General features: G+C 74.1%; 26 protein-coding genes. 5 read left to right on the forward strand and 21 right to left on the reverse strand.

The features are described from left to right. Window positions 1-62 precede the first annotated feature (62 nt). From ACZ4MU_RS26070 to ACZ4MU_RS26080, 3 genes are all read right to left on the reverse strand, one after another. Window positions 63-185 (reverse strand): ALQxL family class IV lanthipeptide, encoded by a 123-nt coding sequence (locus ACZ4MU_RS26070; RefSeq protein WP_467881154.1) that lies wholly within the window; start codon window positions 183-185, stop codon window positions 63-65. Window positions 186-263: 78 nt separating this feature from the next. Then, entirely contained in the window at window positions 264-3,089 is a 2,826-nt protein-coding gene (gene lanL / locus ACZ4MU_RS26075; protein ID WP_467881157.1) for a class IV lanthionine synthetase LanL, read from the reverse strand. Between the two features lie 80 nt (window positions 3,090-3,169). Further along, window positions 3,170-3,355: a hypothetical protein gene (locus tag ACZ4MU_RS26080; protein ID WP_467881160.1), complete on the reverse strand. Its 186-nt coding sequence runs from the start codon at window positions 3,353-3,355 to the stop codon at window positions 3,170-3,172. Window positions 3,356-3,613: 258 nt separating this feature from the next. Between ACZ4MU_RS26080 and ACZ4MU_RS26085 the strand changes: the two genes are divergently transcribed. From ACZ4MU_RS26085 to ACZ4MU_RS26095, 3 genes are all read left to right on the forward strand, one after another. Then, the gene (locus tag ACZ4MU_RS26085) at window positions 3,614-4,651 is read left to right on the forward strand and encodes a hypothetical protein (protein WP_467881163.1); all 1,038 of its coding nucleotides are present in this window, start codon (window positions 3,614-3,616) and stop codon (window positions 4,649-4,651) included. A gap of 228 nt (window positions 4,652-4,879) precedes the next feature. Continuing rightward, complete coding sequence (locus ACZ4MU_RS26090; protein WP_467881165.1) at window positions 4,880-5,989, forward strand: mechanosensitive ion channel family protein; 1,110 nt, start codon at window positions 4,880-4,882, stop codon at window positions 5,987-5,989. Window positions 5,990-6,070: 81 nt separating this feature from the next. Next, window positions 6,071-6,448: a DUF779 domain-containing protein gene (locus ACZ4MU_RS26095; protein WP_467881167.1), complete on the forward strand. Its 378-nt coding sequence runs from the start codon at window positions 6,071-6,073 to the stop codon at window positions 6,446-6,448. A gap of 24 nt (window positions 6,449-6,472) precedes the next feature. Here ACZ4MU_RS26095 and ACZ4MU_RS26100 read toward each other — a convergent pair whose 3' ends face one another. The 12 genes from ACZ4MU_RS26100 to ACZ4MU_RS26155 form a co-directional block, all read right to left on the reverse strand. Then, a complete protein-coding gene (locus tag ACZ4MU_RS26100; RefSeq protein ID WP_467881170.1) occupies window positions 6,473-7,642 on the reverse strand; it encodes a winged helix DNA-binding domain-containing protein in 1,170 nt (389 codons plus the stop codon). After that, entirely contained in the window at window positions 7,639-7,833 is a 195-nt protein-coding gene (locus tag ACZ4MU_RS26105) for a hypothetical protein (RefSeq protein WP_101391222.1), read from the reverse strand. The genes ACZ4MU_RS26100 and ACZ4MU_RS26105 overlap by 4 nt, the downstream gene beginning before the upstream one ends. Before the next feature lie 145 nt (window positions 7,834-7,978). Beyond that, complete coding sequence (locus ACZ4MU_RS26110; RefSeq protein ID WP_467881172.1) at window positions 7,979-8,851, reverse strand: phosphatidylinositol-specific phospholipase C/glycerophosphodiester phosphodiesterase family protein; 873 nt, start codon at window positions 8,849-8,851, stop codon at window positions 7,979-7,981. A gap of 158 nt (window positions 8,852-9,009) precedes the next feature. Then, complete coding sequence (locus ACZ4MU_RS26115; RefSeq protein ID WP_467881175.1) at window positions 9,010-9,666, reverse strand: ABC transporter ATP-binding protein; 657 nt, start codon at window positions 9,664-9,666, stop codon at window positions 9,010-9,012. After that, window positions 9,659-10,570 (reverse strand): ABC transporter ATP-binding protein, encoded by a 912-nt coding sequence (locus tag ACZ4MU_RS26120; RefSeq protein ID WP_467881398.1) that lies wholly within the window; start codon window positions 10,568-10,570, stop codon window positions 9,659-9,661. The genes ACZ4MU_RS26115 and ACZ4MU_RS26120 overlap by 8 nt, the downstream gene beginning before the upstream one ends. A gap of 41 nt (window positions 10,571-10,611) precedes the next feature. Continuing rightward, window positions 10,612-11,487, reverse strand: a complete 876-nt coding sequence (locus ACZ4MU_RS26125; RefSeq protein ID WP_467881178.1) for an ABC transporter permease — start codon at window positions 11,485-11,487, stop codon at window positions 10,612-10,614. Further along, the gene (locus ACZ4MU_RS26130; RefSeq protein ID WP_467881181.1) at window positions 11,480-12,472 is read right to left on the reverse strand and encodes an ABC transporter permease; all 993 of its coding nucleotides are present in this window, start codon (window positions 12,470-12,472) and stop codon (window positions 11,480-11,482) included. The genes ACZ4MU_RS26125 and ACZ4MU_RS26130 overlap by 8 nt, the downstream gene beginning before the upstream one ends. Next, complete coding sequence (locus ACZ4MU_RS26135; protein WP_467881184.1) at window positions 12,469-14,073, reverse strand: ABC transporter substrate-binding protein; 1,605 nt, start codon at window positions 14,071-14,073, stop codon at window positions 12,469-12,471. Before ACZ4MU_RS26135 ends, ACZ4MU_RS26130 begins: the two co-directional genes overlap by 4 nt. A gap of 108 nt (window positions 14,074-14,181) precedes the next feature. Beyond that, a complete protein-coding gene (locus ACZ4MU_RS26140) occupies window positions 14,182-15,279 on the reverse strand; it encodes an acyl-CoA dehydrogenase family protein (protein WP_467881186.1) in 1,098 nt (365 codons plus the stop codon). Continuing rightward, window positions 15,276-16,469, reverse strand: coding sequence for an acyl-CoA dehydrogenase family protein (locus ACZ4MU_RS26145; RefSeq protein WP_467881188.1), 1,194 nt, complete (start codon window positions 16,467-16,469; stop codon window positions 15,276-15,278). Before ACZ4MU_RS26145 ends, ACZ4MU_RS26140 begins: the two co-directional genes overlap by 4 nt. Further along, the gene (locus ACZ4MU_RS26150) at window positions 16,466-17,434 is read right to left on the reverse strand and encodes an NADPH:quinone oxidoreductase family protein (protein WP_467881190.1); all 969 of its coding nucleotides are present in this window, start codon (window positions 17,432-17,434) and stop codon (window positions 16,466-16,468) included. Before ACZ4MU_RS26150 ends, ACZ4MU_RS26145 begins: the two co-directional genes overlap by 4 nt. A 119-nt stretch (window positions 17,435-17,553) precedes the next feature. Further along, entirely contained in the window at window positions 17,554-18,156 is a 603-nt protein-coding gene (locus ACZ4MU_RS26155; RefSeq protein WP_467881192.1) for a helix-turn-helix domain-containing protein, read from the reverse strand. A gap of 168 nt (window positions 18,157-18,324) precedes the next feature. Here ACZ4MU_RS26155 and ACZ4MU_RS26160 point away from each other — a divergent pair, with 168 nt between their 5' ends. Further along, window positions 18,325-19,239, forward strand: coding sequence for an SDR family oxidoreductase (locus ACZ4MU_RS26160; RefSeq protein ID WP_467881195.1), 915 nt, complete (start codon window positions 18,325-18,327; stop codon window positions 19,237-19,239). Between the two features lie 24 nt (window positions 19,240-19,263). Here ACZ4MU_RS26160 and ACZ4MU_RS26165 read toward each other — a convergent pair whose 3' ends face one another. From ACZ4MU_RS26165 to ACZ4MU_RS26175, 3 genes are all read right to left on the reverse strand, one after another. Beyond that, entirely contained in the window at window positions 19,264-20,100 is an 837-nt protein-coding gene (locus ACZ4MU_RS26165) for an enoyl-CoA hydratase/isomerase family protein (protein WP_467881197.1), read from the reverse strand. 103 nt (window positions 20,101-20,203) lie between these two features. Further along, window positions 20,204-20,944: a PIG-L deacetylase family protein gene (locus tag ACZ4MU_RS26170; RefSeq protein WP_467881200.1), complete on the reverse strand. Its 741-nt coding sequence runs from the start codon at window positions 20,942-20,944 to the stop codon at window positions 20,204-20,206. Window positions 20,945-21,003: 59 nt separating this feature from the next. Beyond that, on the reverse strand, window positions 21,004-22,323 hold the full coding sequence (locus ACZ4MU_RS26175) for an alpha/beta fold hydrolase (RefSeq protein ID WP_467881203.1): 1,320 nt from the start codon (window positions 22,321-22,323) through the stop codon (window positions 21,004-21,006). A 160-nt stretch (window positions 22,324-22,483) separates the two neighbouring features. Here ACZ4MU_RS26175 and ACZ4MU_RS26180 point away from each other — a divergent pair, with 160 nt between their 5' ends. Then, complete coding sequence (locus tag ACZ4MU_RS26180; protein WP_467881206.1) at window positions 22,484-23,647, forward strand: ABC transporter ATP-binding protein; 1,164 nt, start codon at window positions 22,484-22,486, stop codon at window positions 23,645-23,647. A gap of 44 nt (window positions 23,648-23,691) precedes the next feature. Here ACZ4MU_RS26180 and ACZ4MU_RS26185 read toward each other — a convergent pair whose 3' ends face one another. The 3 genes from ACZ4MU_RS26185 to ACZ4MU_RS26195 all read right to left on the reverse strand — a co-directional run bounded on the left by ACZ4MU_RS26185 (window position 23,692) and on the right by ACZ4MU_RS26195 (window position 25,638). Then, a complete protein-coding gene (locus ACZ4MU_RS26185) occupies window positions 23,692-23,979 on the reverse strand; it encodes a hypothetical protein (RefSeq protein ID WP_467881209.1) in 288 nt (95 codons plus the stop codon). Between the two features lie 226 nt (window positions 23,980-24,205). After that, complete coding sequence (locus tag ACZ4MU_RS26190; RefSeq protein WP_467881212.1) at window positions 24,206-24,655, reverse strand: hypothetical protein; 450 nt, start codon at window positions 24,653-24,655, stop codon at window positions 24,206-24,208. 275 nt (window positions 24,656-24,930) lie between these two features. Further along, complete coding sequence (locus ACZ4MU_RS26195; protein ID WP_467881214.1) at window positions 24,931-25,638, reverse strand: RraA family protein; 708 nt, start codon at window positions 25,636-25,638, stop codon at window positions 24,931-24,933. Window positions 25,639-25,849 lie beyond the last annotated feature (211 nt).

Genomic DNA, 25,849 nt, shown 5'->3' on the forward strand with positions numbered 1-25,849 from the left:
GCGCGCGAGCGGAGCGCGGTGGAGGGGGCGGGACGAGGGGGCCCGTCCCCTCCACCGGTGGGTCAGCAGCCGCTCATGTGGATGCGGCAGGCGGTGATCAGCGCGACGGCGTGCTCCTCGCCGCCGAGGCTCTCGGTGCGGACGTCCTCGGGCAGGACCTGGAGGGCGTCGATGTCGTGCTCCATCGTGATGGCTCCTTCGTTCGGCGGTGCGTGCCGGGCCCGGTGGGTCCGGCGGCCGGCGGCCGGGTGGCCGCCGGAGTCTCAGGGGTGGGTGCGGTCGCCCTCGGGCAGCCAGGCGCGGGGGCCGCCGAACCGCATGCGCAGCAGCAACGCGAGGCTTCCGCCCAGGCCGGAGGCGTACTCCGCGAGCACCGTCCGGCGGTTCTCGTCCGGCACCAGCAGCCGGCCGTGGTGCAGGACCGCCTGCGCGGCCAGATGCTCGACCAGCAGCTCCGCCGCGGCGCGGTGGTGTGCCTCGCCCGTCAGCTCGGCCGCGTCCAGGAGGAATTCGGCGTTGCCCGCGAGCCCGTGGCAGGTCGAGGTGGAGTCGGTCGCCCGGCCCGCCCGGACGGCGAGGGCCGCGTCCTCCACCAGTTGGCGCAGGGTGTCGTCGTGGGCGCCCGTGGCCGACCAGAGCCGGACCAGGAAGGTGCCCGCCCCGGACGAGCCGTTGCACCAGTGCCGGGCGAGCTCCGGGGCGTGGTGGAGGTGGCGGGCGCGGTCGACCGGCCACAGGGCGCCGGCGGGTCCGGACCGGGCCGCGGTGGTCAGGGTGGCGCCCGCCTCCATGGCCGCGTGGAGGAAGCGCTCCTCGCCCGTGGCCTCGGCCGCCAGCAGGAGGAAGGTGCCGACGCCGGCCACCCCGTGCGCGAAGCCGTAGTGCCAGGCCCCGGCGAGGGCGGACGCGAAGTCCTCCGGCACCGGCCAGAAGGTCCCTTCGGGGGTGCGCCGGGCCGCCGCGAGCAGCCCGTCGGCGGCCCGTACGGCACGGCCGAGGAAGCGGGGGTCCCCGGTGGCGCGCCAGAAGTGCAGCTGGGCCAGGCCCGATCCGGCCGCGCCGTGGCAGACGTCGGGGTTGGGCCACTCGACGGGCAGGGCCAGGGCGAGCGTGGTGGCGCGGGCGGCGAGGCGGGGGTCGTCCAGGGCCAGGGCGGCGTCCAGCAGCGCCCAGGCGGTGCCCGAGCGGCCGAAGTGGAGGCCGGGCAGCTCGCTGGGCAGGGCGTCCTGCCGGTTTGCCGTCCAGGAGGCGGCGGCCACCAGCCCCGAGCGCAGCGCCTCCCGTGTGACGGCCGGTGACGCGCCGTCCTCGTCCCAGTGGCGCAGCGCCCGGGCCAGTACGCCCACGCCGCCCGCCGAGCCGTGCTGCACGGCCACCGGGTCGCAGGTCTCGCCGAACGCCTCCGAGGGCCAGAGCCGTTCGGGGTGACCGGGCCGCAGGGTGGCGAGGAGGTGGGCGAGGCCGTCGTGGAGCAGCCGGGTGCGCAGGGGCGTGGTTTCGGTCCGCTCCCGCGCCGCGGCGGGCACGGGAGCGGGTGAGGTGGTCCCGGCGGTGAACCGCCGTGCCCGCTCCAGGGTCCAGCGGTCGGCGGGGTCGTCCCGCATCAGCCCCCGGATCAGCGGGGAGAAGCGGCGTACGAGCGGGTTCTCGCGGGCCACCAGCTCCACCAGGGCGGCCAGCCGCTCCTCCTCCGGCCGGGCGGTCCCGGCGCCCGGCACGTCCGGTGCGAAGAGCGGGTCGGCGCCGCTCAGGGCGTGCAGGACCGTCGCTCCCAGGGCGTACAGGTCGACGCCGGGCGCCGCCGCGGGCGCCACCTGGTCCAGGGCGCGCAGTTCGGGGGCGGTGTAGCCGGGGGTGGCGCCAAGTACCCAGCGTTCGCCCTCCGGCGCCGCCATCTCCAGGTCGATCAGCAGGAGGTGGCCCTCGGGCGTGACCATCACGTTGTTGGGGTTGAAGTCGTGGAGGGTGACGCCGAGTTCATGGGCGGTGGCGACCAGCTCGACTAGCTGCCCCGTCAGGGAGCCGGCCGTACGGTCGTCGGGGCAGCCGGTCCCGTCCCGTGTCAGCCGGTCCGCGACCGTGCGCCGCAGCGTCGCCCCCGGGACGGACCCGGTGGCCAGGAACGTGCTGCCCTGTTGCTCGAAGACCTCGACGAGAGGGGGGACGCGGTCCGGGTGGGTCCGGCCGAGGCGGTCGAGCAGGGCCGCCTCCCGGCGCAGCAGGTCGCGGACGTCGAGCCCCTCCAGGCCCGCGCCGACGTGGGGCCGTGCCTGCTTGACGACGACCTGTACGCCGGTCGTGGTGTCCTCGGCGCGGAACACCCCGCCCTTGTTGGAGTGCTGGATGGCGCCGCGCACCAGATAGCGGCCGTTCAGCAGGACCGGCTTGGCCGTGGCCGTGCTGCGCGCCGGGGCCGCCGGGCGCTCGGGGAAGGGGTCGCCCGCCCAGGCCGGCGGGCTGAACCAGGCGTTCCGCTCGTCCGCGACCGGGCGCCCCTCGGGGTCGGTGAGCCGGGCGGCGAAGCAGCCGTCGGCGGTCAGGGCGGGCACGGCGGAGAAGACGCCGTACCGGTAGTGGACCTGGCTGCCCGGGCGGTACCGGCGGTCGGAGAGGACGGCCGGGCCGGGCAGCCCGTCGGTGGCCAGGTGCAGCTCCTCGGCGAGCAGCCGGAAGTGGTCGTCGTCGGCGGGGTACACGGTGAGGAACTTGCCGCCCCCGCCGCGCTCGTAGCGCCCGGAGACCAGGGCCGCGACGCGGGCCGGGGTACCGGCGAACTTGAAGGCGGCGCGGCGGGCGACGAGCACCTCGGCGGACCTGGCCAGGGTGACGGGCGCGGAGAGCGGGGTGGCCGAGACGTGGAGCTTCCAGCCCTGTTCGCGGCGGGCCGTCCCGGCGGGGACCACACGGCACCAGAAGTCGCCCGGCTCCACGGTCCAGTCCGTGTCCCCGCCCGGCGCGGACCGGGCGATGACCGCGCGGACCACGTCGGGCAGGAGCGCGAGGTCCGCCGGACGTTCGGCGCGTGCCCGCCGGGGCCCGGGGAGGGCCGGGGGCGGGGCGGGCGGCGGTACCACGGGCAGGGGTGACACGCTCTTCGACCTCGCAGTCCACGGGTGGCGGTGGGCGGCCCCGCTCGGGGGCCGGGACATCCGGGGCGGGACGCGCGGGGCTACTGCTCGGGCCGGACGTAGTCGTCGCCCCAGCTGGTGTCGAGGATGTCCGCGGCGACCGCGGTCGTCGCCGTCCCACCGCCCGGCACTCCCGCCGCCCCTGGTCCGCCGCCCGCCGACGTGGTGTACGCGCCACCGGCCAGCAGGGCCGTGAGGACGAGAAGACAGCGGAGTGCTCGGGACATGGCACGGCTCCAGGGTCGGGAGGTCATCGACCGGTGACGGTCCCTCGTCGGCCGCCGGGACGACGGGCCTTGAAGGCAGGGGATCCGGAATGTCGGCCCGGCGGGGTTTGCCCGGCCCTATGGGTCAAAGTCCACCCCGAAGAGCCCTGTGGGTCCAGCTCTTTGAGCTGGCAATAGCCTGCATGGCACGGAAGTAGCACGGCCGCATTGCGGGGGAAACACATGGGTATCGGGACAAATTCCAAGGGCTTGCCGCCGTTGGACGCGAGGGCCGTCGCCCTCTTCGAGTACGCGCTGGCGCGGGGCAGCCTCGACCGCCGGCCGCTCGGCGCCGCCCCCGGCCTCGGCCTGTCCCAGGAGGAGGCCGAGGCGGCCTGCCGGACCCTGCTGGGGCTGCGGCTGCTGCGCCCGGCTCCGGGCAGGCCCGAGGAGCTCATCCCGGTCAGCCCCGACGCCGCCGCGGCCGAGGTGGTGGGCCCGCTGGAGGCCCGGCTCGCCCGGGACGCGGCGCACGCCCAGGCCGTACGCGACGATCTGCTCTCCCTGATGCCCGCCTACCGCGCCGGCCGCCGCCGCGGCCACCGGGAGGGCGTGGACGTCCTGCCCGACCTGGCCGCGGCCTCCGCGATGCTCACGGAGGCCGCGGCACAGTGCCGCGAGGAGGTGTTCAGCATCCAGCCCGGCGGCGGTCGCGCACCCCACCGGCTCGGGGACGCCATCGACCGGGATCTGGCGATGCTGCGCCGCGGTATCCGGATGCGCACGCTCTACCAGCACTCGGCGCGCTCCAGCCTGTCCACCCAGGGGTATGTGGAGACGCTCGCCGAGGCCGGCGCCGAGTACCGCACGGCCGCCGAACTGCCCGACCGGGCCGTGGTGTTCGACCGCGCCGTGGCCTTCCTGCCCCGCCGGGCGGACGGCGGATCCGGCGAGGGCGCGGTCCTCGTCCGGGACCCCGACGTCGTCGCCTATCTGTGCCGGGTGTTCGAGCAGCACTGGTCGGGAGCCACCCCGTTCCTGGGCACCAGCGAGGCCGCGTACAAGGAGGTCGGCCACAGTCTGCGACGGGCGCTGGGGGGACTGCTCGCCGAGGGCGCCAAGGACGAGGTGATCGCCCGGCGCATGGGCATGTCGCTGCGCACCTGCCGTCGCCACATCGCGGAGCTGCTGGAGGAGCTGGGCGCCGAGAGCCGCTTCCAGGGCGGTGTGCTGGCGGAGCGCGCCGGACTCACCGCGCCCGCGGAGACAGCGCTCGGGGACGAGCGGTGCGCCTGCGCGCGGACTCTGCCCGGATGACTCGGCGGGTGGTCGGCGTCACCCCGGCCCACTTGCGGCCGCCGCCCGGCGCATGGGGCAGGATGGCAGCCCGTTCGGTGCGTACGCGAAGAACCCCGAACGGCGCTTCACGCACGACGAACTGACAGGTGACAAGATGGCGACACTTCACATACAGCCGCCGGTGGCGGCCCCTTCCCAGGCCGCTGCCCCGGTCGGCGGTCCGGCCTCCGCCCCGGAGGGTGTCCGTTGACCCGGGGTCTCCTCCTGCACGACTGGGTGGTCGCCGGTATCGCGCTGGCCGCGGGGCTCGTCGCCGCGGTGCTGCTGCGGGCGCTGCTGCGCTGGCTGGGCAAGCACGCGCTCAGGACGAAGTGGCGCGGGGACGACATCGTCGTCGACGCGCTGCGTACCGTCGCGCCCTGGGCCGCCGTCGTCGCGGGGGCCGCCGCGGCGGCCTCCGCCCTGCCGCTCACCACGCGTATGGCGGCGATCGCCAGCCACTCGCTGACCGCCCTGCTCATCCTGATCACCACGCTCACCACGGCCCGGGTGGTCGCGGACCTGGTGCGGTCGGTGGCGCAGTCGCGGACCGGGGTGGCCGGGTCGGCCACCATCTTCGTCAACATCACCCGGGTCGTGGTGGTGGCGATGGGCTCGCTGGTCGCCCTGGACATGCTGGGCATCTCCATCGCCCCGCTGCTCACCGCGCTGGGCGTCGGCGGCCTCGCGGTCGCGCTGGCGCTCCAGGACACCCTCGCCAACCTCTTCGCGGGCGTGCACATCCTCGCCTCCAAGACCGTGCAGCCCGGTGACTACATGCGGCTCAGCAGCGGCGAGGAGGGGTATGTCGTCGACATCAACTGGCGCAACACCGTGGTGCGCAACCTGTCGAACAACCTGGTCATCATCCCCAACGCCCGGCTAGCGCGGACGAACATGACCAACTTCAGCCGCCCGGAGCAGGAGCTCTCGATCCTCGTGCAGGTGGGCGTCGGCTACGACAGCGACCTGGAGCACGTCGAGCGGGTGACCCTGGACGTCGTCAACAGTGTGATGGCCGACATCAACGGCGCGCTCCCCCACCACGAGGCGGCCGTCCGCTTCCACACCTTCGCCGACTCCCGGATCAACTTCACGGTGATCCTGGGCGTGGGCGAGTTCAGCGACCAGTACCGGATCAAGCACGAGTTCATCAAGCGCCTGCACCAGCGCTACCGCACGGAGGGCATCTCCATCCCGGCGCCGACCCGGACGGTCTCCCTCCACCACGAGGAGCAGGTCTTCCCCTCGCCGGTCCCGTCCCCGCCGGCGGTCCCGCACCCCCGCGAGGCGCCCGACTCGGTGCGGCAGCCGTAGCGGTCCGCAACGTGTCCGCAACCCCGCCCGTGGTGGGGTTGCGGCACCGGCACGACACGCAGACCGAAGGACCGTGATCCCATGTCCGCGACGAACGCGGGAGACGGGCCCGGCCGCCACGCGCGCGTGGAGCTGACGCCCGCCGCCACGGAGCTGCTGCGGCGGCTGCGGGCGGCCCACGGGCCGCTGATGTTCCACCAGTCGGGCGGCTGCTGCGACGGCAGCGCGCCCATGTGCTACCCGGACGGCGAGTTCCGTACGGGAGGCTCGGACGTCCTGCTGGAGAACCTCGTCGTCGACGGGGTCGAGGAGCCCGTACCGTTCTGGATCTCGGCCGCTCAGCACGAGGCGTGGCGGCACACCCGGCTGATCGTCGACGTCGTCGAGGGGCGCGGCAGCGGCTTCTCGCTGGAGGCGCCGGAAGGGGTGCGCTTCCTCATCCGCTCACGGCTGGCCTGAGCCCTTCGCGCCCGTGGGCGCGTCCTACGCGGAGAGCCTGCGCTCCAGCGGGGTCCGGAAGCTCGGGCGGATCCGTACGCCCCCCAAGAACTCCGCCGTCCGTGCCGCCTCGGCGTCGACGGCCCGCTGCGCTTCGGCGCCCACGTCCCCGAAGAGGTGGGTGACGATCTCGCCGTCCGGGCGCTGCGCCCAGCCGCCGACGACCCGGCCGTTCCACCACACCGAGGGGCCGATGTTGCCGGTCCTGTCGAAGAGTTCGGCCCTGTGGCCGGCGTCCAGGTACCAGTCGCGGTGGCGCCGGCCCATCGGGGTGGGGTCCAGGGCCGGGAGCAGCGCGGCCCAGGGCTCGGGTGCGGGCGGCGCGTCCAGTTGGTGGGGCAGGGCGTGTCCTGGGCCCTCGTCGAGATCGACGTCCACGGCGTCGGTCCCGGCCAGCGCCTTGCGGGTCTCGGTCAGCGTCCAGCCCGTCCACCACTTCACGTCCTCGGTCGTGGCGGGGCCGAAGGCGTCCAGATAGCGGGCGGCGAGCTCGGTCCTGGCGGTGTCCGCCGCGAGTTCGGGGTGCGGCTCCGCGGCCGTCCAGCGGAACTGGCTGGACGCCCAGCTGCCCAGCGGCCGCCCGCGCCGAATGCGGCCCTCGGCGGCCAGGACACCCAGGAAGCGGCTGGTGATGCGGGGTCTCGCCTCATACGGCTTACCTGCGGCCATGACGATCTGCGACTTCAGGTCCGGTACGTCCTCGGCGAGTTGGGCCGCCGTGGCCTCTCCGCGCTCGGCGAGGGCCGCGAGGACCGCCTTCTCGGTGGTGGCGAACCAGCGGTCGTCGAAGCCGAGTTGATCCCGGACGACCTTCATCAGACCGGCGCGCTCCCGGACGGCGACGGCCCGGGCCGCCGCCGCGTCTGCCACCGGGGCGAGCTCCGTGGGCAGCACGAACATCGTGCGGCGCATACAGAGCATCCGCACGAGCGAGTGGTCCTCGTACAGCGCGCGTTCCAGCTCCGCCACCGAGGCGGTGCGGGTGCGCGCGGCGACCGCCAGGAAGACGGTGGCGGGATCGGTGGCGTGCAGTGCCACCAGGGCCCGGGCCACCTCCTCGGGTGTGCTCGCGCGGGTGGCGGGGGTGAGCAGATGGCGGGGGCCGAGGCGGGCGCGCCGCGCCTCGGCGGTGATCCTCTGGCGGGCCGGGGTCATGGCCTGAGGCTACCGACCACGCTCGCCGTCGCGTTCAGCCCGTCCTGGATCGTGGGAGCCATGCTCGTACCGGCGAGGAAGAAGCCGAGGAGCACGCAGACCATCGCGTGCGAGGCCTTGAGTCCGCCGCTGCGCAGGAAGATCACCGCCAGCACCACGAGCAACAGCACCACCGAGATCGAAATGGCCATGGCCAACCTCCTCCGCCGCGCCGGAATTGCGGCATTCGGCGGCCAGTGTGGCGGAGGGGGCGGGCCGGTCGGGCGTATGGCGTGTCCGCCGTACGGGTGTTGTTGACGGGCGACGACTTGTCGCGGCGACCGGGGACGGTCCGGTCTACTCCCCGTGCGCGCGCAGGAAGGCCTCCAGGCCCGCCAGGTCGTCGGTGTTGATGTGGTCGACGTCGGCGGCGAGCAGTTCGCGCCACAGCGCGTCCCGCTCGGGGCCCGGCAGGTCCGGGGTCGCCCAGAACCGCACCCGTTGCCGGTGCGCGTGGGCCTGCCCGACGATCGCGCGCAGCCTGCGCCGTTCGGCGGCCGGGAAGGGCCCGGCGCCCAGCCAGGTGAAGCTCTGCGTCCAGTTGCCGCTGATGAGGGGGATGAACGCGGCGGTGGCCGCCGTGCCGAGGTCTTCCGGGCGGCCGTCGTAGAAGGCGTGGCGCACCTTCTGGGCCTCCATGGGCGCGCGGGCGGCGCGGTCGCCGGAGACGACGGGGGTGACGGCGCCGGGCGTGACGCGGCCGTGCGCGTAGCCGCTCAGCATGCGGCGGTAAGGGCGCAGCCGCCGGTCGAGTTCCAAGTAGGCGGCGGCGCCTTCGGTCTTGATGTCGACCAGGAGCTGTACGGGCCGGTGGTGGCCCCGGTACACCGAGCCGTGGTGGGCGCGGACCCGGGCCATCAGCGGGTCCAGGTAGAGCCTTTCGAGGGTGCGGGTGGGGTCGAGGCCGGCCGGGTCGTGGGCCACCAGGAGCTGCCCGTCGACCAGGAAGACGTCGGCCTCGACGCTGGTGAAGCCGTGGGCGAGGGCGTCGAGGAGGGGGTGCGGGTGCTCGTAGTCGTTGTGCGCGTGGGCCCGGCGCAGCGGCCGGGGCCCGGCGGGGCGGGCGCCGGGCCGCTCGGCCTCGGTGGCCGCGGCGGCGGGTGCGAGGGCGGCGGTGGCGGCGGCCGCGGCGAGGGCGGCGACGGCGGTGCGGCGGGTCGGTCGGGCCATGGGGGTGCTCCCGGGGGGCGCGGGGACGGACGGACGCGACCGAGTATGCGTGCGGGCCGCCCCCGACCGGCAGGCTGCTTCGCAGAGTTGGCCGGTACTTCGCCGCCCGGTCACCGGGGGACGGGACCGCGCACGGGAGGCGTTCGTCCGCAGGCACGTTACTGCGACAGCTCGCCCCACTCCGCCCCCCGGTCGCACCACCGCGCCAGCAGGGTGCGGTCGTGGCCCACCGCCAGGAGGGACGCGGACGTCTCGCGCCGGTAGCGCTCCACCACCGCCACCAGGGCCGCCGTCGTGGAGGCGTCCAGCATCGCCGTCATCTCGTCGCAGACCAGCAGCCGGGGGCGCAGGACCAGGGCGCGGGCCAGGCAGGCGCGCTGGAGCTGGCCGTCGCTGACCTCGTGGGGGCGGCGGTTGAGCAGGTCGCCACCGAGGCCGACCAGGTCCGCCAGTTCGTCGACGCGCTCGCGGGCCTCGATGCGGCGGCCGGTCGCGCGCAGCGGCTCGGCGACCAGGTCGCGCAGCCGCAGCCGGGGATCGGCGGCGAGCCGGGGCGACTGGAAGACGACCCCGACGGCGGTGCGCCGGGCGCGCGGGGCGCGGTGGCGCCACTCGGTGACCAGCGCCCCGTCGAGGGTGACCGTGCCGCCGTCCGGCCGGTGCAGCAGCGCCGCGACCCGGGCCAGGGTGGACTTGCCGCAGCCGCTGGGCCCGAGCAGGCCGACCGCCTCGCCGGGGGCAACGGTCAGGCTCGCCTCGCGGACGACCGGACGGCCGCGCTCGTACCCGGCGGTGATGTTCTTCAGGTCAAGCACGGCCGGGCTCCTCCAGGTGGTGACAGGCGACCTGGCCGTCGAACGGCGGCAGCGTGCCGCACCGGTCGGTGGCCCGTTCGCAGCGGGGAGCGAACGCGCAGCCCTCCGGCAGGTCGCCCAGCTCGGGCGGCATCCCGGGAATGGGCGTGAACGCCCGCTCCGCAAGCGCGTCGAGCAGGCCCCGAGCATACGGGTGACGGGGTCCGCCGCCGCCGAAATACGAGGTGGCGTCGGCGAGTTCCACGACGCGCCCGGCATACATCACGGCCACCCGGTCGGCGATCCGCTCGGCCGCCACCAGGTCGTGGGTGATCATCAGCAGCGCCCGGCCCTCGTCGGCGGTGCGGCGCAGCTCGTCGGCCGTGCGGTCCACCAGGTCGCGGTCGAGTCCGGTCGTCGGCTCGTCCGCCAGCAGCAGCGGCGCGTCCCCGACGAGGGCGAGCGCGGTCGCGGCCCGCTGGGCGAGGCCCCCGGACAGCTCGTGCGGGTAGCGGTCGAGGTGGCCGGGCGGGAAGGCGGCCCGCGCGGCGGCCGCCTCCGTCGCGGCCCGCAGTTCGCGCCGGGGGGTGGGGGTGAGTGCGCGCAGGGTCTCGGCGAGCTGCGCCCGTACGGTCCGCACCGGGGTGAGGTGGGCGGCCGGGCTCTGCGGTACGAGACCGATGCGGCGCCCCCGTACCGTACGCGCGAGGGTGCGCTCGTCGGCCGTGAGCAGGTCGAGGGGTTCGCCGGCGCCGTGCAGCACGGCGCTGCCGGCCGTCTCGGCGTTGCCGGGCAGCAGGCCCAGCAGGGCGGAGGCGAGGACGGACTTGCCGCAGCCGCTCTCGCCGACCAGGGCCAGGCACTCCCCGGCGGCCAGGTCGAAGGAGACGTCGGTGACGGCGGCGATGTGGCGCCCGCCGCGCATCCGGAAGCGTACGGACAGACCGCGCACCGAGAGGACCGTGGTCACAGCATCAGCTCCGATCGGCGGCGCGGGTCGAGGCGTTCGCGCCAGGCGCCGGCCAGGCCCGCGACGGCGAGCGTCGGGACGATGAGCAGCAGGCCGGGGAAGAGGGTGGGCCACCAGTGGCCGGTGAGCAGCGAGCCGCGCGCGGACTGGACGAGGTTGCCGAGGCTGGCCTGGTGGCTGGGCAGGCCGAGGCCGAGGAAGGAGAGCGCCGACTCGTGCCACATGGCGTGCGGCACCATCAGCACCGCCGCGAGCCCGGCCTTGGGCAGTACGCCCGGCAGCAGGTGGCGCAGGGTGACCCGCAGCCGGGAGGAGCCGCCGGAGATCGCCGCGTCGACGTAGGGGCGCGAGCGCAGGGAGAGCACCTCGGCGCGCACGATCCGGGCGGTGGACAGCCAGTGCGTCAGGGCGACCGAGGCGATCACCGGCCACACTCCGGGACGGAACAGGGCGACCACGAAGATGCCGAGCAGCAGGTGCGGCACCGAGGAGAACACGTCCACGATCCGCATCACCAGCCGGTCGGTCCAGCCGCCGAGGGCGGCGGACGCGGCGCCGACGAGCGTGCCCGCGACGGTGGCTACCAGCGCGGCCACGACCCCGACCAGCAGCGAGATCCGCAGCCCGTACACACAGCGCAGCAGGAGGTCGCGGCCGACGTCGTCGGTGCCGAACGGGTGCTGGGGGGACGGGGGGAGAAGCTTGCGGGAGAGGTCGACGGCCTGCTGGTCGAGGTGGGCCAGCGGCGGTACGAGCAGGACGGCGAGGACGGCCGCCGCGAGGATCACGGCCGAGGCGCGCACCTTCAGGGTGCGGGTGGAGCGGCGTGCGCGGCCGTGCGCACGCCATGGGAGCTGCGGGTTGTCAGCCATCGAAGCCCACCCTCGGGTCCGCGAGACCGTAGAGCAGGTCCGACAGCAGGTTGCCGAGCAGGACGGCGGCGGTGGCGAGCACGGTCAGGGCGGCGAGCAGCGGGAAGTCCACGGAGGTGGCGGCCTGCACGGTGGCGGCGGCGATGCCGGGCCAGCTGAACACGGTCTCCACCAGCAGGGCCCCGGTGATGAGTTCGGGCACGCGGGAGCCGATGAGGGTGAGCATCGGCAGCATGCCCGAGCGCAGGGCGTGCCCGAGCAGGACGGTCCGCTCGTCCAGGCCGCGCGCGCGTGCCCCGCGCACCGGGTCCTCCTCCAGCGCGTCGGCGACGCCCTGGCGTACGTACAGGTAGAACCAGGGAAGTTGGGAGATGCCGAGGACGGCGGCGGGCAGCACCAGGTGCCTCGTGACCTGGCCGGGGGTGACGGTGTCGCTGGCCGTGTCGGTCAGCCCGCCGGCCGGCAGCACGTCGAGCTTCAGCGCGAAGAACCAGATGGCGAGGAGGCCGAGCCAGAAGGCGGGCGCGGCTTCCAGGGTGTACGCGAGGGAGCTGACGCACCGGTCGAGCGGGCCGCCCGGGCGGCGCGCGGCGAGCACGCCGAGTCCGGTGCCGAGGAGGATCGCGACGAGGAAGGCGGTGGCGGCGAGCAGCACCGACCAGCCGAGCCGTTCACCGATGACGTCGGCGACGGGCTGGCGCAGGACGGCGGAGTCACCGAGGTCGCCGGTGAGGGCCGAGGTCAGCCAGGTCCACCAGCGGGTGAGGAGCGGCTGGTCGGCGCCGAGGTTGGCGCGCAGCTGGTCGAGGTCGTCCTGCGAAGCGGTGAGGCCCGCGGTGCCCGCGTAGGCCTTGACCGGGTCGAAGGGGGAGGCGGCGGCGACGGCGAAGACGCCGAAGGTGACCACGAGCAGGACGGGGGCGGCGAACAGGATCCGCCGCCCCGCCATCCGTGCCATCGGCCCCCAGGGGAGGCGGCGGCTCATTTCTTCGGCGTCCAGGTCTCGACGTTCCACCAGGGGCCGGAGGCCAGGCCGTGGTCGTGGGGCTCGGTCTGGGTGGAGAGCCCGTCCCAGCGGTCGGCCACGACGTAGAGGTGGTCGATGTGGGTGAGGAAGGTGTAGCCGGGGTCCTTCACCAGTTCGCGCTGGATGGTGTCGTAGGCGGCCTTGCGTACGACGCTGTCACCGCTGCGGCGGCCTGCGTCGAGCGCCTTGTCGACGGCCGGATTGGCGTACCACGCCATGTTGTTGAAGCCGTCGCCCGCCAGGGAGGACTTGAGCAGCGTGTACTGGTCGAAGTCGGGGTCGGCGGGCGAGCCGCCGCCCGCGAGGACCGCCTCGTCCTTCATCCTCGGCTCGATGACCTCCCAGGTGCCGGACCGGGTGGTGACCGCGATGCCCGCCTTCTTGGCGTCGGAGGCGTAGGCGAGGGCGTGGTCCTGGCGGAGCTTGTCTCCGGAGAGGTACCAGAGCGGGAAGGCGGCGCGGACGCCGTCCTTCTCGCGGATGCCGTCGGCGCCGGGCTTCCAGCCCGCCTCGTCGAGGATCTTCTTGGCCGCGGCCAGGTCGTGCGGCCGCTCGGTGCCCCGGGCGAACCAGGGGCTGCCGGTGGGGACCGGGCCGTAGGCGGGCTTGCCGGCGCCGTCGAGGATCTTGTCGACCATCGCCTCGCGGTCCACGGCGAGGTCGAGCGCGCGGCGTACGGCGGTGTCGCCGGTGACCTTGTTGCCGGTGGGCAGGGTCACGTTGCGGTAGTCGTAGGTCTTGGCCGCGTAGGTCTTCTTGTGCTTGTCCTTCGCGAAGCCCTGGGCGAGGGCGGGCGGCAGGATCGCGCCGTCGAGGTCGCCGGAGCGCAGCCGGGTGGCGCGCACGTCGTCGTCCTTGATGACCGCCATGGTGAACTTCTTCACCCGGGGCGCGCCGCCCCAGTACGACGGGTTGGCCTCGAAGGCGATCTTCTCGCTCCTGGACCACTTCACCAGCCTGTACGGCCCGGTGCCCACGGGGGCGGTGGCGAAGGCGCCGGTGTTGACGTCCTGCCTGCCCGCGATGTGCTCGGGCACGATCGGCAGCACGGTGCGCTGCGCGAAGGGCGCGTAGGGGTACTTGAGCGTGAAGACCACCGTGTCGTCGCCCTCGGCGCGCACGTTCTTGATGGCGTCGAGCTCGCCCTTGGAGGGGTTGTTGGTCTTGGGATCGAGGATCGTCGTATAGGTGAAGACGACGTCCTTGGCGGTGAAGGGCTTCCCGTCGCTGAACGTCACGCCCTTGCGGAGCTTGTACGTGTAGGTCAGCCGGTCGGCGCTCACCTCGGGGAGCGCGACGGCGAGCGCGGGCCTCAGCGCCATCTTCGCGTCGAGGGCGAGGAGCCCGTCGAAGATCTTGGAGTTGCCGTCCTTGCCGTAGCCGAGGAGCGGGCTGAGCGTCTCGGGCTCGTACGCGATGCCGACGACCGCCGAGTCCTTGGCGCCACCGCCCCCGCCCTCGCCGGGGTCGGAGCAGGCGGCCGCGGTGAGGGCCAGTACTCCGGCCAGCGCCGCGGCGCCCGCTCCTCGTATCGTCCCGCGGATCGAACGGGCCGCCATGCCCCACACCCCTTATTGAAGATCGACTGTTATTGCGAATGGCTCGCAACAGCTCGCCATTTAAACAGTACGCAAAGGGGTGGTCAAAAACGGGACACTCGGCGCGGACTACGCGGGCCCGGGCAGCCCCACGATCTCCGCCACCGACGCGCGGTGCTCCCCGGCCGAACCCAGCGCGCTCTGCGCCGACTTGGCCCGCTTGAGGTAGAGGTGCGCCGGGTGCTCCCACGTCATCCCGATGCCGCCGTGCAACTGCACGCACTCCTCGGCCGCGCGCACCGCCACCCGTGAGCAGTACGCCTGTGCGACCGCCACCGCGAGCGGCGCGTCCTGGCTCGCGGTCGCCAGCGCGTCGGCCGCGTTGCGCGCCGCGGCCCGCGCCGAGACCACCTCCAGCCACAACTGCGCCATCCGGTGCTTGAGCGCCTGGAAGGACCCGACGGGCCGGTTGAACTGCTTGCGGTCCCGGGTGTACGCGACGGTCTCCGTCAGGCACCACTCGGCGACGCCCAGTTGCTCGGAGGCGAGCAGCCCGGCCCCGGCGAGCAGACCACGGCGGACGGCGGCCCGGCCGGTGTCCGCGTCGGCCAGCAGCGTGCCGTCCGCCCCGTCGAGGACGACCTCGGCCAGGGGGCGGGTGAGGTCGAGCGGGACCAGCGCGGTGATGGCCGCCTCGCCCGACGCGACCGCGTAGAGACCCTGCCCGGTCGGCACGAGCAGCACGTCGGCGGTGGAGGCGTCCGCCACGGTGCGCACCCTCCCGTCGAGCCCGGCGCGCAGCCGCAGCGAGTCGGGCCCGTACGAGAACGGCACGGCGAGGGCCGCCGTCTTCCGGCCGGACGCCAACTCGCCGATCAGCGCGGCGACTTCGGGGGCAGAGGTGTCGAGCGCGAGCAGCGTCTCGGTGGCCACGACCGAGCTGGTGAGGTACGGGACCGGGGCGACGCCCCGGCCGATCTCCTCCAGGACCACGGCGGCCTCGCGGTGCCCCGCGCCCTGGCCGCCCAGCTCCTCCGGCACCAGGAGCCCCGCGAGCCCCATGTCCGCGCCGAGCGCGCGCCACAGCCGGGGGTCGTACGGGGTGTCGGACTCGGCGCGGGCGAGCGCGGCCGGGGTGTCGGTGCGGTCGGCGAGGAGGGAGCGCACGGCGGCCCGGAGGTCCTCCTCGGCCTCCGAGTACAACAGGTCGGGGGCGGTCTCGGTCATCGGGCCAGGTCCTTCCAGGCGATGTCCTTGTCGTTGCGCGGCTCGGCGGGCAGCCCGAGGACGCGTTCGGCGACGATGTTGAGGAGTACCTCGCTGGTGCCGCCCTCGATGGAGTTGCCCTTCGAGCGCAGATAGCGGTATCCGGCGTCCCGGCCGGTGAAGTCGACGAGCTCGGGCCGGCGCATGGTCCAGTCCGAGTACAACAGCCCTTCCTGCCCGAGGAGTTCGACCTCCAGGCCGCTGATCTCCTGGTTGAGCCGGGCGAAGGAGAGCTTCATGCCGGAGCCCTCGTAGCCGGGCTGGCCCGCCACGAGCTGCTGGCGCAGCCGCTCACCGGTGAGGCGGGCCACCTCGGCTTCCACCCAGAGGGTGAGCAGACGCTGGTGCAGATCGTGGGTGCGCAGCTCGGGGCGCTCCCGCCAGGTCTTGGCGACCGGCGCGATCATGCCCCCCTCGCGGGGCAGCCGCATCCCGCCGATGGAGACGCGTTCGTTCATGAGGGTCGTCTGCGCGACCTTCCAGCCCTCGCCGACCGCGCCGAGGCGGTGGGCGTCGGGGATGCGGACGCCGGTGAGGAAGACCTCGTTGAACTCGGCCTCGCCGGTGATCTGGCGCAGCGGGCGCACCTCGACACCGGGGTCGGTCATGTCGCAGATGAAGTAGGTGATGCCCTGGTGCTTGGGCAGTCCGGGGTCGGTGCGGGCGATCAGGATGGCCCAGCGGGCGAGATGGGCGCTGGAGGTCCACACCTTCTGCCCGTCGACGATCCAGTCCTCGCCCTCGCGCACCGCCCGGGTGCCCAGCGCCGCGAGGTCGGAGCCGGCACCGGGCTCACTGAAGAGCTGGCACCACACCTCCTCGCCGATCCACAGCGGCCGCAGGAACCGCCGCTTTTGCTCCTCGGTGCCGTACTTGAGCACGGTCGGCGCGGCCATCCCGAGCCCGATCCCGATCCGGCGCGGGTCGTTGTCGGGAGCGCCCGCGGCCGCCAGCTCCGCGTCGACGACCGGCTGGAGCGAGCGGGGCGCTCCGAGGCCGCCCAGGCCCACCGGGTAGTGCACCCAGGCGAGCCCGGCGTCGAAGCGGGCCTTGAGGAAGTCGAGCGTCTCGGTGGCCGCGGGCGGGTGGGCGGCCAGCAACTCCCGGGTCCGCGAACGCAGGCCGTCCGCGTCGAACTGCCGCTCGCTCATCGGCCGGCTCCGTCCGGGAGCACGACGACGCGGCCGGTGGTGGTACCGTCCGCGACCCGCTGCACGGCCGCGGCGGCCTCCCTCATGGGCACCCGCTCGCTGATCAGCGGCTTGACGGCGCCTTTGGCGGCGAGCTCGGTCAGCTGCTCGTGGCAGCGCGTGATGGACGCGGGGTCCTTCTGCGCGTACAGCCCCCAGTGCAGTCCGACGATCGAGTAGTTCTTCACCAGCGCGTGGTTGAGGGCGGGGGCGGGGATGCTGCCGCTGGCGAAGCCGACGACGAGGATGCGGCCCTCGAGGGCGACGCACTTGGCGGACTTGGCGTAGGCGTCACCGCCGACCGGGTCGTAGATGACGTCCGCGCCGCGTCCGCCGGTGGCGTCCTTCACCGCGGCCACGATGTCCTCGGTGCGCCGGTCGATGACCAGGTCGCACCCCAGCTCCCGGGCGATCGCGGCCTTGTCCGCCCCGCCGACCACACCGATGACCCTGGCTCCGGCCGCCTTGCCGAGCTGTACGGCCGCGCTGCCGACGCCCCCGGCCGCCGCGTGCACCAGCAGCGTCTCGCCCGCCCGGAGGTTCGCCCGGCGGTGCAGGCCGAACATGCCGGTCTGGTAGCCGATGTGCAGGGCGGCGGCCTCGGCGTCGTCCAGCGCGTCGGGCGCGGGCAGCAGGGCGGCCTCGTCGGCGATGACCCGGTCCGCGAGGCCGCCGAAGGGCAGCACCGGGTTGGCGATGACCCGCCGCCCGTCCGCGGTCTCCCCGCAGATCTCCACCCCGGGGGTGAACGGCAGCGGCGGCTTGATCTGGTACTGGCCCCGGCACAGCAGCGCGTCCGGGAAGTTGATGTTCGCGGCGCGCACCTTGAGCAGCACCTGCCCCGGGCCCGGGGTGGGGGGCTCGACCTCTTCGAGCCGCATCACCTCACCGGGCTCGCCGTTCTCGTGCACTCGCCATGCCTGCATTCGGGGCCTCCACGCGCTGGGGGCGGTACGGCTGCGTACCCTTGCGTCTCGCATACTAAGCGGTCGCTTGCCGCTGAGGGAACAGGCAGCGACAACTCCGGGCAGGCCGGATGCTCCCGTCAGCCGACCCCGCGCCCGCGCCCGCCCCTGGGCCGCGCCCGGACGTGCATCCGCTCCCCCTGCGGCCCGAACAGGCTCAGATACTCCACCGGCGCGTCCCCGGCCGGCCCGAACCAGTGCGGCAGCCGGGTGTCGAACTCGGCCGCCTCCCCCGCCGCCATCACCACGTCGTTCCCGGCGAGCACCAGCCGCAGCCGTCCCGCCAGCACATACAGCCACTCGTACCCCTCGTGGACACGCGGCTCCGGCGTGCCCCCGGCGCCCCGGTCCACCACTTTGTACGCCTGGAGCCCGCCCGGCTGGCGGGTGAGCGGCACCATGGTCCTTCCCCCGCGCACGATCGGCCTGGCCCGCACCCGGGGGTCCCCGACGGGCGGGGCGCCCACCAGGTCGTCGAGCGGCACCTGATGGGCGCGGGCGATCGGCAGCAGCAGCTCCAGGCTGGGCCGTCGGTGCCCGGACTCCAGGCGGGAGAGTGTGGAGACGGAGATCCCGGTCGCCGCCGACAGGTCCCCGAGCGTGGCCCCGCGCTCCTTGCGGATCCGGCGGAGCCGGGGGCCCACCTCGGTCAGCACGTCGTCGAGGGCGCGTTCCTGGTCCATCCGCCCATTGCAGAATCGGCAAAGCGGATTGTCAATCCTGACGGGTGACAAGCCACCACAGGTCCTGTCGTCGTGGTCCGTGCCGCAGCCGGCAGTGGCAAACGGCAACCCGATGCGCCCCTCCTCCGGGCCTGGAGTATTGCGGGAGTTGCCGGTAGGGATGCGCCCATGACGGACGACACCGCGCCCTCCAGCGCCCCCCTCCCGGGCCTCCCCGCCCCTCCCCCGCCCGGCAGCAGCGCCCTTCCGCCGGGGACGTACGACGGGACCGTCGTCCTGGTGACGGGCGGCGGCTCCGGGCTCGGGAAGGCGATGGCCGCCGAGTTCGCCCGGCTGGGGGCGGACCTGGTGATCGTGGGGCGCGGGGAGGAACGGCTGCGGGCGGCGCGGGAGGAGCTGGCGGCGCTCGGCGGACGGGTGGCCGTGGCCGTCTGCGACGTACGGGAGCCGGAGGCGGTCGCCGCCGCCTTCGACCGGGCCGGAGGCGAGGCCGGACTGCCGGGTGTGCTCGTCAACAGTGCCGCCGCCAACTTCCCCTGCCCTGCCGAGGACCTGTCGCCCAACGCGTGGCGCGCGGTGGTGGACACCACGCTGACCGGCACGTGGTTCGCGACCCGGGAGTTCGGCCTCCGCCATCTCGCGGCCGGGACACCCGGGTCGGTGATCTGCGTGGGGGCGTCGTACGCCTGGACCGGCGGCCCGGCCTTCGCCCCCTCGGCGGCGGCGAAGGCCGGGGTCCGCAGTCTCGTGCAGACGCTAGCGGTGGAGTGGGGGCCCTACGGCATCCAGGTCAACGGGCTCGTCCCGGGGCTCTTCCCGCACCCGGACATGCCCGAGGCCATCCGGGCGGGGCTGGACGAGGCGGACCGCCGCGGTGAACTCGACGCGCGCCAGCCCGCGTTACGGGTCGGTCGGCCCCGGGAGCTCGGCTGGGCGGCGACCTTCCTCGCCTCCCCGTACGCCCGTTTCATCAGCGGCCACACCCTGGTGGTGGACGGGGCGAACTGGCAGCGCCGCACGGTGGTCACGGCGCCGGTGACGCCCGTACGAGAGCAGCTGGGGCGGGGGCCGTTCCGGGGGTGAGGCACCGTCAGGAACGCAGCGGTTTCATGTCCCGTCGAACGTCGGCGCGCGGCGGGCCGCCTTCGCCGTGTAGCCCTCGTGGGCGTCCTCGGAGGTGAGGGTGAGGGCGGCGGCCAGGGCCGTGCGGTCGAGGGCCTCGGCCAGTCCGGCGTCGGCGAACGCGTCGATGTTCCGCTTGACCGCCCGCACGGCGAGCGGGGCGTTGGCCGCGATCTCGTCGGCGAGGGCCCGCGCCTCGCCCTCCACCTCGTCCACGGGCACGACGAGTTGGACGAGTCCGAGCCGCTCGGCGGTGGGCGCGTCGATCCGGCGGCCCGTGAGTGCCAGGAGCTTCGCCCAGCCCGCGCCCGCGTCCCTGGCGATCCGCAGGTCGCCACCCGCGTCCACGGCCACCCCGATCCCCGTCTCGGGCAGCGCGAAAACGGCGTCCCGTGCGGCGACCCTGATGTCGGCCATCAGCGCGAGCTCGAAGCCGAAGCCGAGGCAGTAGCCCTGGACGGCCGCGACGACCGGCTGCGGCAGCCGCGCGAACGCGGCGAAGCGCTCGTGGACCCAGCGGATGCCCTCGTAGTAGCGGTGGGTCCGCTCGGCCGGGGAGCGGCCGGTGAGGGCGCCGCCCGGGGCGGTGACGTCGATCCCGGCGCAGAAGGCCCGGCCCTCGGCGCGCAGCAGCACGGCCCGGACGGCGTCGTCGAAGCGGATCCGGTCGGCGAGGATGCCGAGCTGTCGGCTGGACTCCCAACTCCAGCCGTTGAGTTTCCCGGGACGGCAGAGGGTGAGGATGCCGAGCCCCTGTGCGGTGACCTCCAGGCGTATCCGCTCCTCGCCGTCCCGGATCTCCCGGTCGAGGGTGTCGATCAACGGATTCCCCCCTCCTCGCTCGCGCGGCTACAACTGACGATCCGTCAGGCTACTGGGAGGCGCCGCGAGCGGGAAGTTCCCGCCCGGGCCCTCCCCCTCTCCCCTACCGGGCGAACACCTCGAACGGGACCGCCGGGCGGCCGCCGAAGCGGGCGGCGGCGCGCTCGGCGTTGGCGGTCAGGAAAGCGCGGCAGTAGGTCTCGGGCTCATCGGCGGTGAGGCCCTCGATGTAACTGCGGTGCTCCATGAGAGAGTCCACCGACCGCTCCAGCCCGGCGGTCGCGTCGACCGCGTGGGTCGGCGAGTCGGAACCGGCCACCGCCACCCACCGGACACCGTTCCACGGCTCAAGGCCCTGTTCGATGAGCTCGGGGAAGATCCAGCGGTTGCCCGCGTCCCCGGCCGCGTCGAGCGTGGCCCGGCCGACCGCCCGGTGGTCGGGCGTGTTCCAGACGGATCCGCCCCAGGTGTCCCGGTGGTTGAGCGTGATGACCAGTTCGGGGCGGTGGCGCCGGATGGCGGCCGCGATGTCGCGGCGCAGGCCGAGCCCGTACTCGATCACCCCGTCCCGGTGGTCGAGGAACTCCACCGCCGAGACCCCGACGACGGCCGCGCTCGCGCGCTGCTCCCGCTCGCGCAGCGGCCCGCACTTGGCGGGGTCGATGCCGTCGATGCCCGCCTCGCCCCGGGTGGCGAGCAGATAGGTGATCTCACGGCCCGCGTCGGTCCATCCGGCGATCGCGGCAGCGCACCCGTACTCCAGGTCGTCCGGGTGGGCGACGACCGCGAGGGCGCGCTGCCAGTCGTCGGGCATCTCTTCCAACTGCTGCAACTGCGTTGTCATAGCCGCAGCTTACGAGGGCAGGCGCGAATCGCCGCGCCACTTTCCGGCGTCGCAGACGGCTACACCTCACCGCGTACGAGGCCGAGCAACCGGTCCAGTACGCGCTCGCCGCCGGCCCGTACGCCGTCGTGCTCGTACTCGTCGGTGACCCAGGTGCGCAGCCCCCGCACCGCGCGGGCGGTGGCGAGCGAGTGCGCGGTGTCGACGTACATGTCGTCGTGGTAGACGGCGGCGGCCACCGGCACCTCGTTGGCGGCGAGCGCGGCCGTGTCGTACAGCGGCGCCCAGTCGGTGCGGGCGGCCAGCAGCTCGGCCGTCTCGCGCAGGGGGCGCAGCGCGGGGTCGGTCTCGAAGTGCCAGGGGTGCACGGACTCACCGGTGAACAGGACGGGCCCGTTTGAGGCGAGGGCCTTCTCGGCGGAGAACCGGGGGAACTCCGCGCGGACCCGCTCGGCGGACCAGGCGGTGGGGCGGGCGCCCTGGGCGTAGATCGCCTCGTGGAGGACGGCGTACAGGGGGTGGGCGGCGAAGGAGAGGACCGCCCGCACGCCTTCCTGGAAGGCGTCGGAGAGCGCGGGCCCGGCGGGGGTCCGCACGAAGGCGTCTTCCAGCAGGTAGTGCAGCTGGTGGGCGCCGTCGCCCGCGCCGAGGAGGATGCCGAGGGACTGGAAGGCCGCGGGGCTCAGCACGTATCCGCCGGGCAGGACGGCGGGTTCGGCGACCAGGTGCTCGGCGATCCGGCGCACCCGCTCGACGTCCAGCGGATAGCGGGCGTAGTACGCGGCGTTCTTGCGCTCGATGCGGGGGTGGGCCGCCCGGTACACGTCGTCGGCGTGGGCGTCCAGGGAAGGGAGCCCGCCGGTGATCAGCACGGCGGCCAGGCCCTCGGGCGCGGTGGAGAGGTAGTGGGTGGCGCAGAACCCACCGAAGCTCTGGCCGAGGACGGTCCAGGGCGCGCCGCGGTTGAGTTCGCGGCGGATCAGCTCGCAGTCCTTGACGATCGCGTCGGCGCGGAAGTGGCCGAGGTAGTCGGCCTGTTCACGGGGGCAGCCGCGCAGCGGGAGGGTCTGGCGGTTGGCGGGAGTGGACAGGCCCGTGCCGCGCTGGTCGAGCAGGAGCACCCGGTAGTCGCGCAGCGCGCGCCCGAGCCAGGCCTGCCGCCCGATGAACCGCCGGGCGCCGAAGCCGGGGCCGCCCTCCAGATAGAGCAGCCAGGGCAGCCGCTCCCGCTCGGCGGCGCGGTCCGCGGCGACGACCTCGCGCGCGTAGAGCTCGATCCGTTCGCCGTCGGGGCGGGCGTGGTCGAGGGGTACGGCGAAGCGGTGGTCGACGAGGACGGTTCCGGGCTGGCGGTAGACGGGCGCGGCGGCGGTGGTCAAGGGGGCGGGCTCCTGGTCTCGGCGTGGGTCCGGCCCGGCCCAGTGGATCACACCGGCCCCGGCGCGCACCGCCCGCCCGGCGGCATCCGGCCGACCGCCCGCGCACTCCCCCGGCGGCCGTCCGTGTGCGTACGGGCGCCGGGGCTCCTAGCGTGGATCCATGATCAGGTTCGAGCGGGTCAGCAAGGTGTATCCGGACGGCACGACCGCCGTCGACGGCCTGTCCTTCGAGGTGGCCGAGGGGGAGCTGGTCACCCTGGTCGGCCCCTCGGGCTGCGGCAAGACCACCACCATGATGATGGTGAACCGCCTGATCGAACCCACGTCCGGCCGCATCCTGGTGGACGGCGAGGACATCTCCTCGCTCGACCCCGTGAAACTGCGCCGCCGCATCGGCTATGTCATCCAGCAGGTGGGCCTGTTCCCGCACCGCACGGTCCTGGACAACACGGCGACCGTGCCGGCGCTGGTCGGCTGGAAGCGGGCGAGAGCGCGGGCACGGGCGGCCGAGCTCCTGGACCTGGTGGGCCTGGACCCCAAGACGTTCGGCTCGCGCTACCCGGCCCAGCTCTCGGGCGGCCAGCGCCAGCGCGTCGGCGTGGCGCGGGCCCTGGCGGCCGATCCGCCCGTGCTGCTCATGGACGAGCCGTTCGGGGCGGTGGACCCGGTGGTGCGCGAGCGCCTCCAGAACGAGTTCCTGAGCCTCCAGGCGACCGTGCGCAAGACCGTCCTCCTGGTCACGCACGACATCGAGGAGGCGGTGCGGATGGGCGACCGGATGGCGGTGTACGGAGAGGGCCGCATCGAACAGTTCGACACTCCGGCGGCGGTCCTGGGCGCCCCGGCGACCCCGTACGTGGCCCGCTTCGTGGGCGCGGACCGCGGCCTGAAGCGGCTGTCGGTCACCACCGTCGAGGAGAGCGACCTGGAGCAGCCCCCGCTCGCCCGCCTCGACGAGCCCGCCGCCGTGGCCGCCGCGCGGCTGCGCGAGAGCGGGGCGCGCTGGGCGGTCGTCCTCAACGCCTCCGGCGAGCTCCACGGCTGGGCCTCCGCGGACGAGCTCTCACTGGCGGGCACGCCCGCCACGGTGGCGGACCTGGCCCGCCGTATGGAGGCCTGGGTGCCGCTGGGCGCCCCGCTGAAACAGGCGTTCAGCGAGATGCTCCAGTACGACGCGGGCTGGGTCGCGGTCCTGGACGGCGCCCACTTCGCGGGCGTCCTGACCCCGGCGAAGCTCCACGAGGCCCTGCGCAGGTCGGTGGACGCCGATGCGCAGGGGGTGGCGCGCGAGGAGGTCGAGTTCGACTCCGTGGCGGATGCGTAGGGGCCCGGTGGCGGACGGGGCGGCCGACGGCCGCCCCGCGGCTGTTACGACCGGTTGACCCGGCCCGCCACCGCGTGGCCGACCAGCAGATACACCACCGCGGGCAGCCCGTAGTTGAGGATCGTGCGCCAGTCGTCCGACTCGACGTTGAACATGTCACGCGACCAGCCCGAGAGCCAGTTCGCCGCGTGGTGGACCCAGGACACCAAGTCGTTCGCGGTGTTGGCGTCCAAGAGGTAGAAGACGATCCACAGGATCAGGATCACCGCGGTGATGTCCGCGAGGATGAGGATGATCGTCGCTGCTGGGTTCCCGCCATAGCGTCTGGACATGTCGAACGGGTTGCCGGGCCGGCCGAGTTGAAACCGGTCATGCGTCCGATTGCCGCATCGGGCCGACGGTGGACGCGGCGCAGGACCGGCTTGAGGCGTCCGCGTTCCGGCAAGCGCCGGTTCAACGCGGACGCCTCGCACGGACCGCGCGGTCCGATCACCGTGACCGATGCGCCGGGCGCGGGCGGGGCCTGCGGGGCCCGGCCGCCGTCACCGCTGCCTGACGTCAGCGGTGGATCGTGAGACAGGCCACGTCACGGCCTTCTATGGATCCGCAGACCTTGTTGTTCTGGTTCATGGTGACGTAGTAGTCCCAGCGCCAGGAACCGCTCTCCCCGAGCCAGGGTCCGTAGTGGGTCTGGCCGTCCCACGTACTGGAAATGACTCCCCTGCCCGTGGGGTTGCCGTACCGGTTGGTGACGGTCGCGTAATTCACGTAAAGACCGCTCCCGTTGACGTAGATGCAGGTGGTGCCGTGGCATCCGGTCGCGGAGAAGATGCCGGTACGCGCGTCGCGGTTCACCGTGACGGTCGTACCGGCGCTGCCCGCCGAGACCTTGGCGACGGCCGGAGCCGGCGCCGGGGAGGCCGCGGCGGCGTTGGCCACGGTGGGAGCGAAGGCGGCACCCATGAGGAAGGCGCCCACAACTGCCGTGCGCGGCAGGGCGAAGTGCATGTCCGACTCCTTTTGTCGAAGGCTGTTGCGACACCGAGCTGTGTCTTGGAGCGGCTCGGTGAAAGGAGTCTGCGGGGAGGGCGGCACTGGGTCATTGGCTTGCCGCGCACGGTTCGTTGCCATGCGGCGCATCCGGACTTCCTTGTTCCAGACACGCGTCGGGATATCCGGTTCCTGGCCGAAGAGTTTCATGGACGGGATCGCCGGATCCTGAACGGTGACTTCGGGGGAGCGAGGTTCACTCGGCGAGGCGCACCCCGCGTCCGCGCGCCGCCCTATTCCTCGATCGCCCCGCCCACCGCGCGCAGGTGTTCGCGGAACGTGAGCGACGGGCTGCCCTCGCGGTCGGCGAGATAGCGGGTGAACCGCACCTGCTCGCGCAGGGAGTTGCCCGCACGGATGCGCTCCGCCTGGAGGCGCTCGGTGTCGCGGATCGTCTCCGCCACGGTGAGCAGTTCGGCCGCGCGGTCGGCGGGCACGAACAGCACGCCGTCGTCGTCCCCGAGCACCACGTCCGCGCGGCCAACGGTCCACTCCCCCACCGTGGCCGCCTCCAGCGCGTCCTTGGGGCGGCCGTCCAGCCGCTGCGGCCCGGTCGGGGTCGCGCCCATGCTGAACACGGGCAGTCCGATCGCCCGGATGTCGGCCGTGTCGCGGTGCAGACCCCAGATCACCACGCCGGACAGCCCGGCGTTCTCGGCCTCCAGGACCGCGAGGTCCCCCACGCACGCCTCGTCGAGCCGCCCGCCGTTGTCGATGACCAGGACGTCACCCGGCGCGGCCTGTTCGTACGCCTCCAGGAAGATGTCGACGCTGCCGACGTGCCGCGCCGGGGCCACCCGCCCGGCCACGCGCCCGCCGTCCACCACGGGACGCAGGACGGGCGGCGCGCACCGCACCGGCACGCGTGCGCGCAGGCACGCGTCCGCCACGTGCGCGGTGGTGAGTGCCCCGAACCGGCTGATGAGCTCGTCGTGATCCATACCCTGGTGTCCCTCTCGCCCGTCGCTGCCCGTACTTCCCCGTGACCCCATTGTGGGGCCCGGCTCCGGCGCCGGTCCCCGCTTCCGCGTACGCCTGCGTCCAGTTCCTAGCGCCCCCCCGGCGCTTCCGTACGGACGTGAACGTGTGGACGTGAAAAACCGGGCGGCCCGTCCCGCCGGAGCGACCCCCCGGGGCGGCGCTCCACTGCCA

This window comes from Streptomyces sp. NPDC026377 (assembly GCF_055567715.1).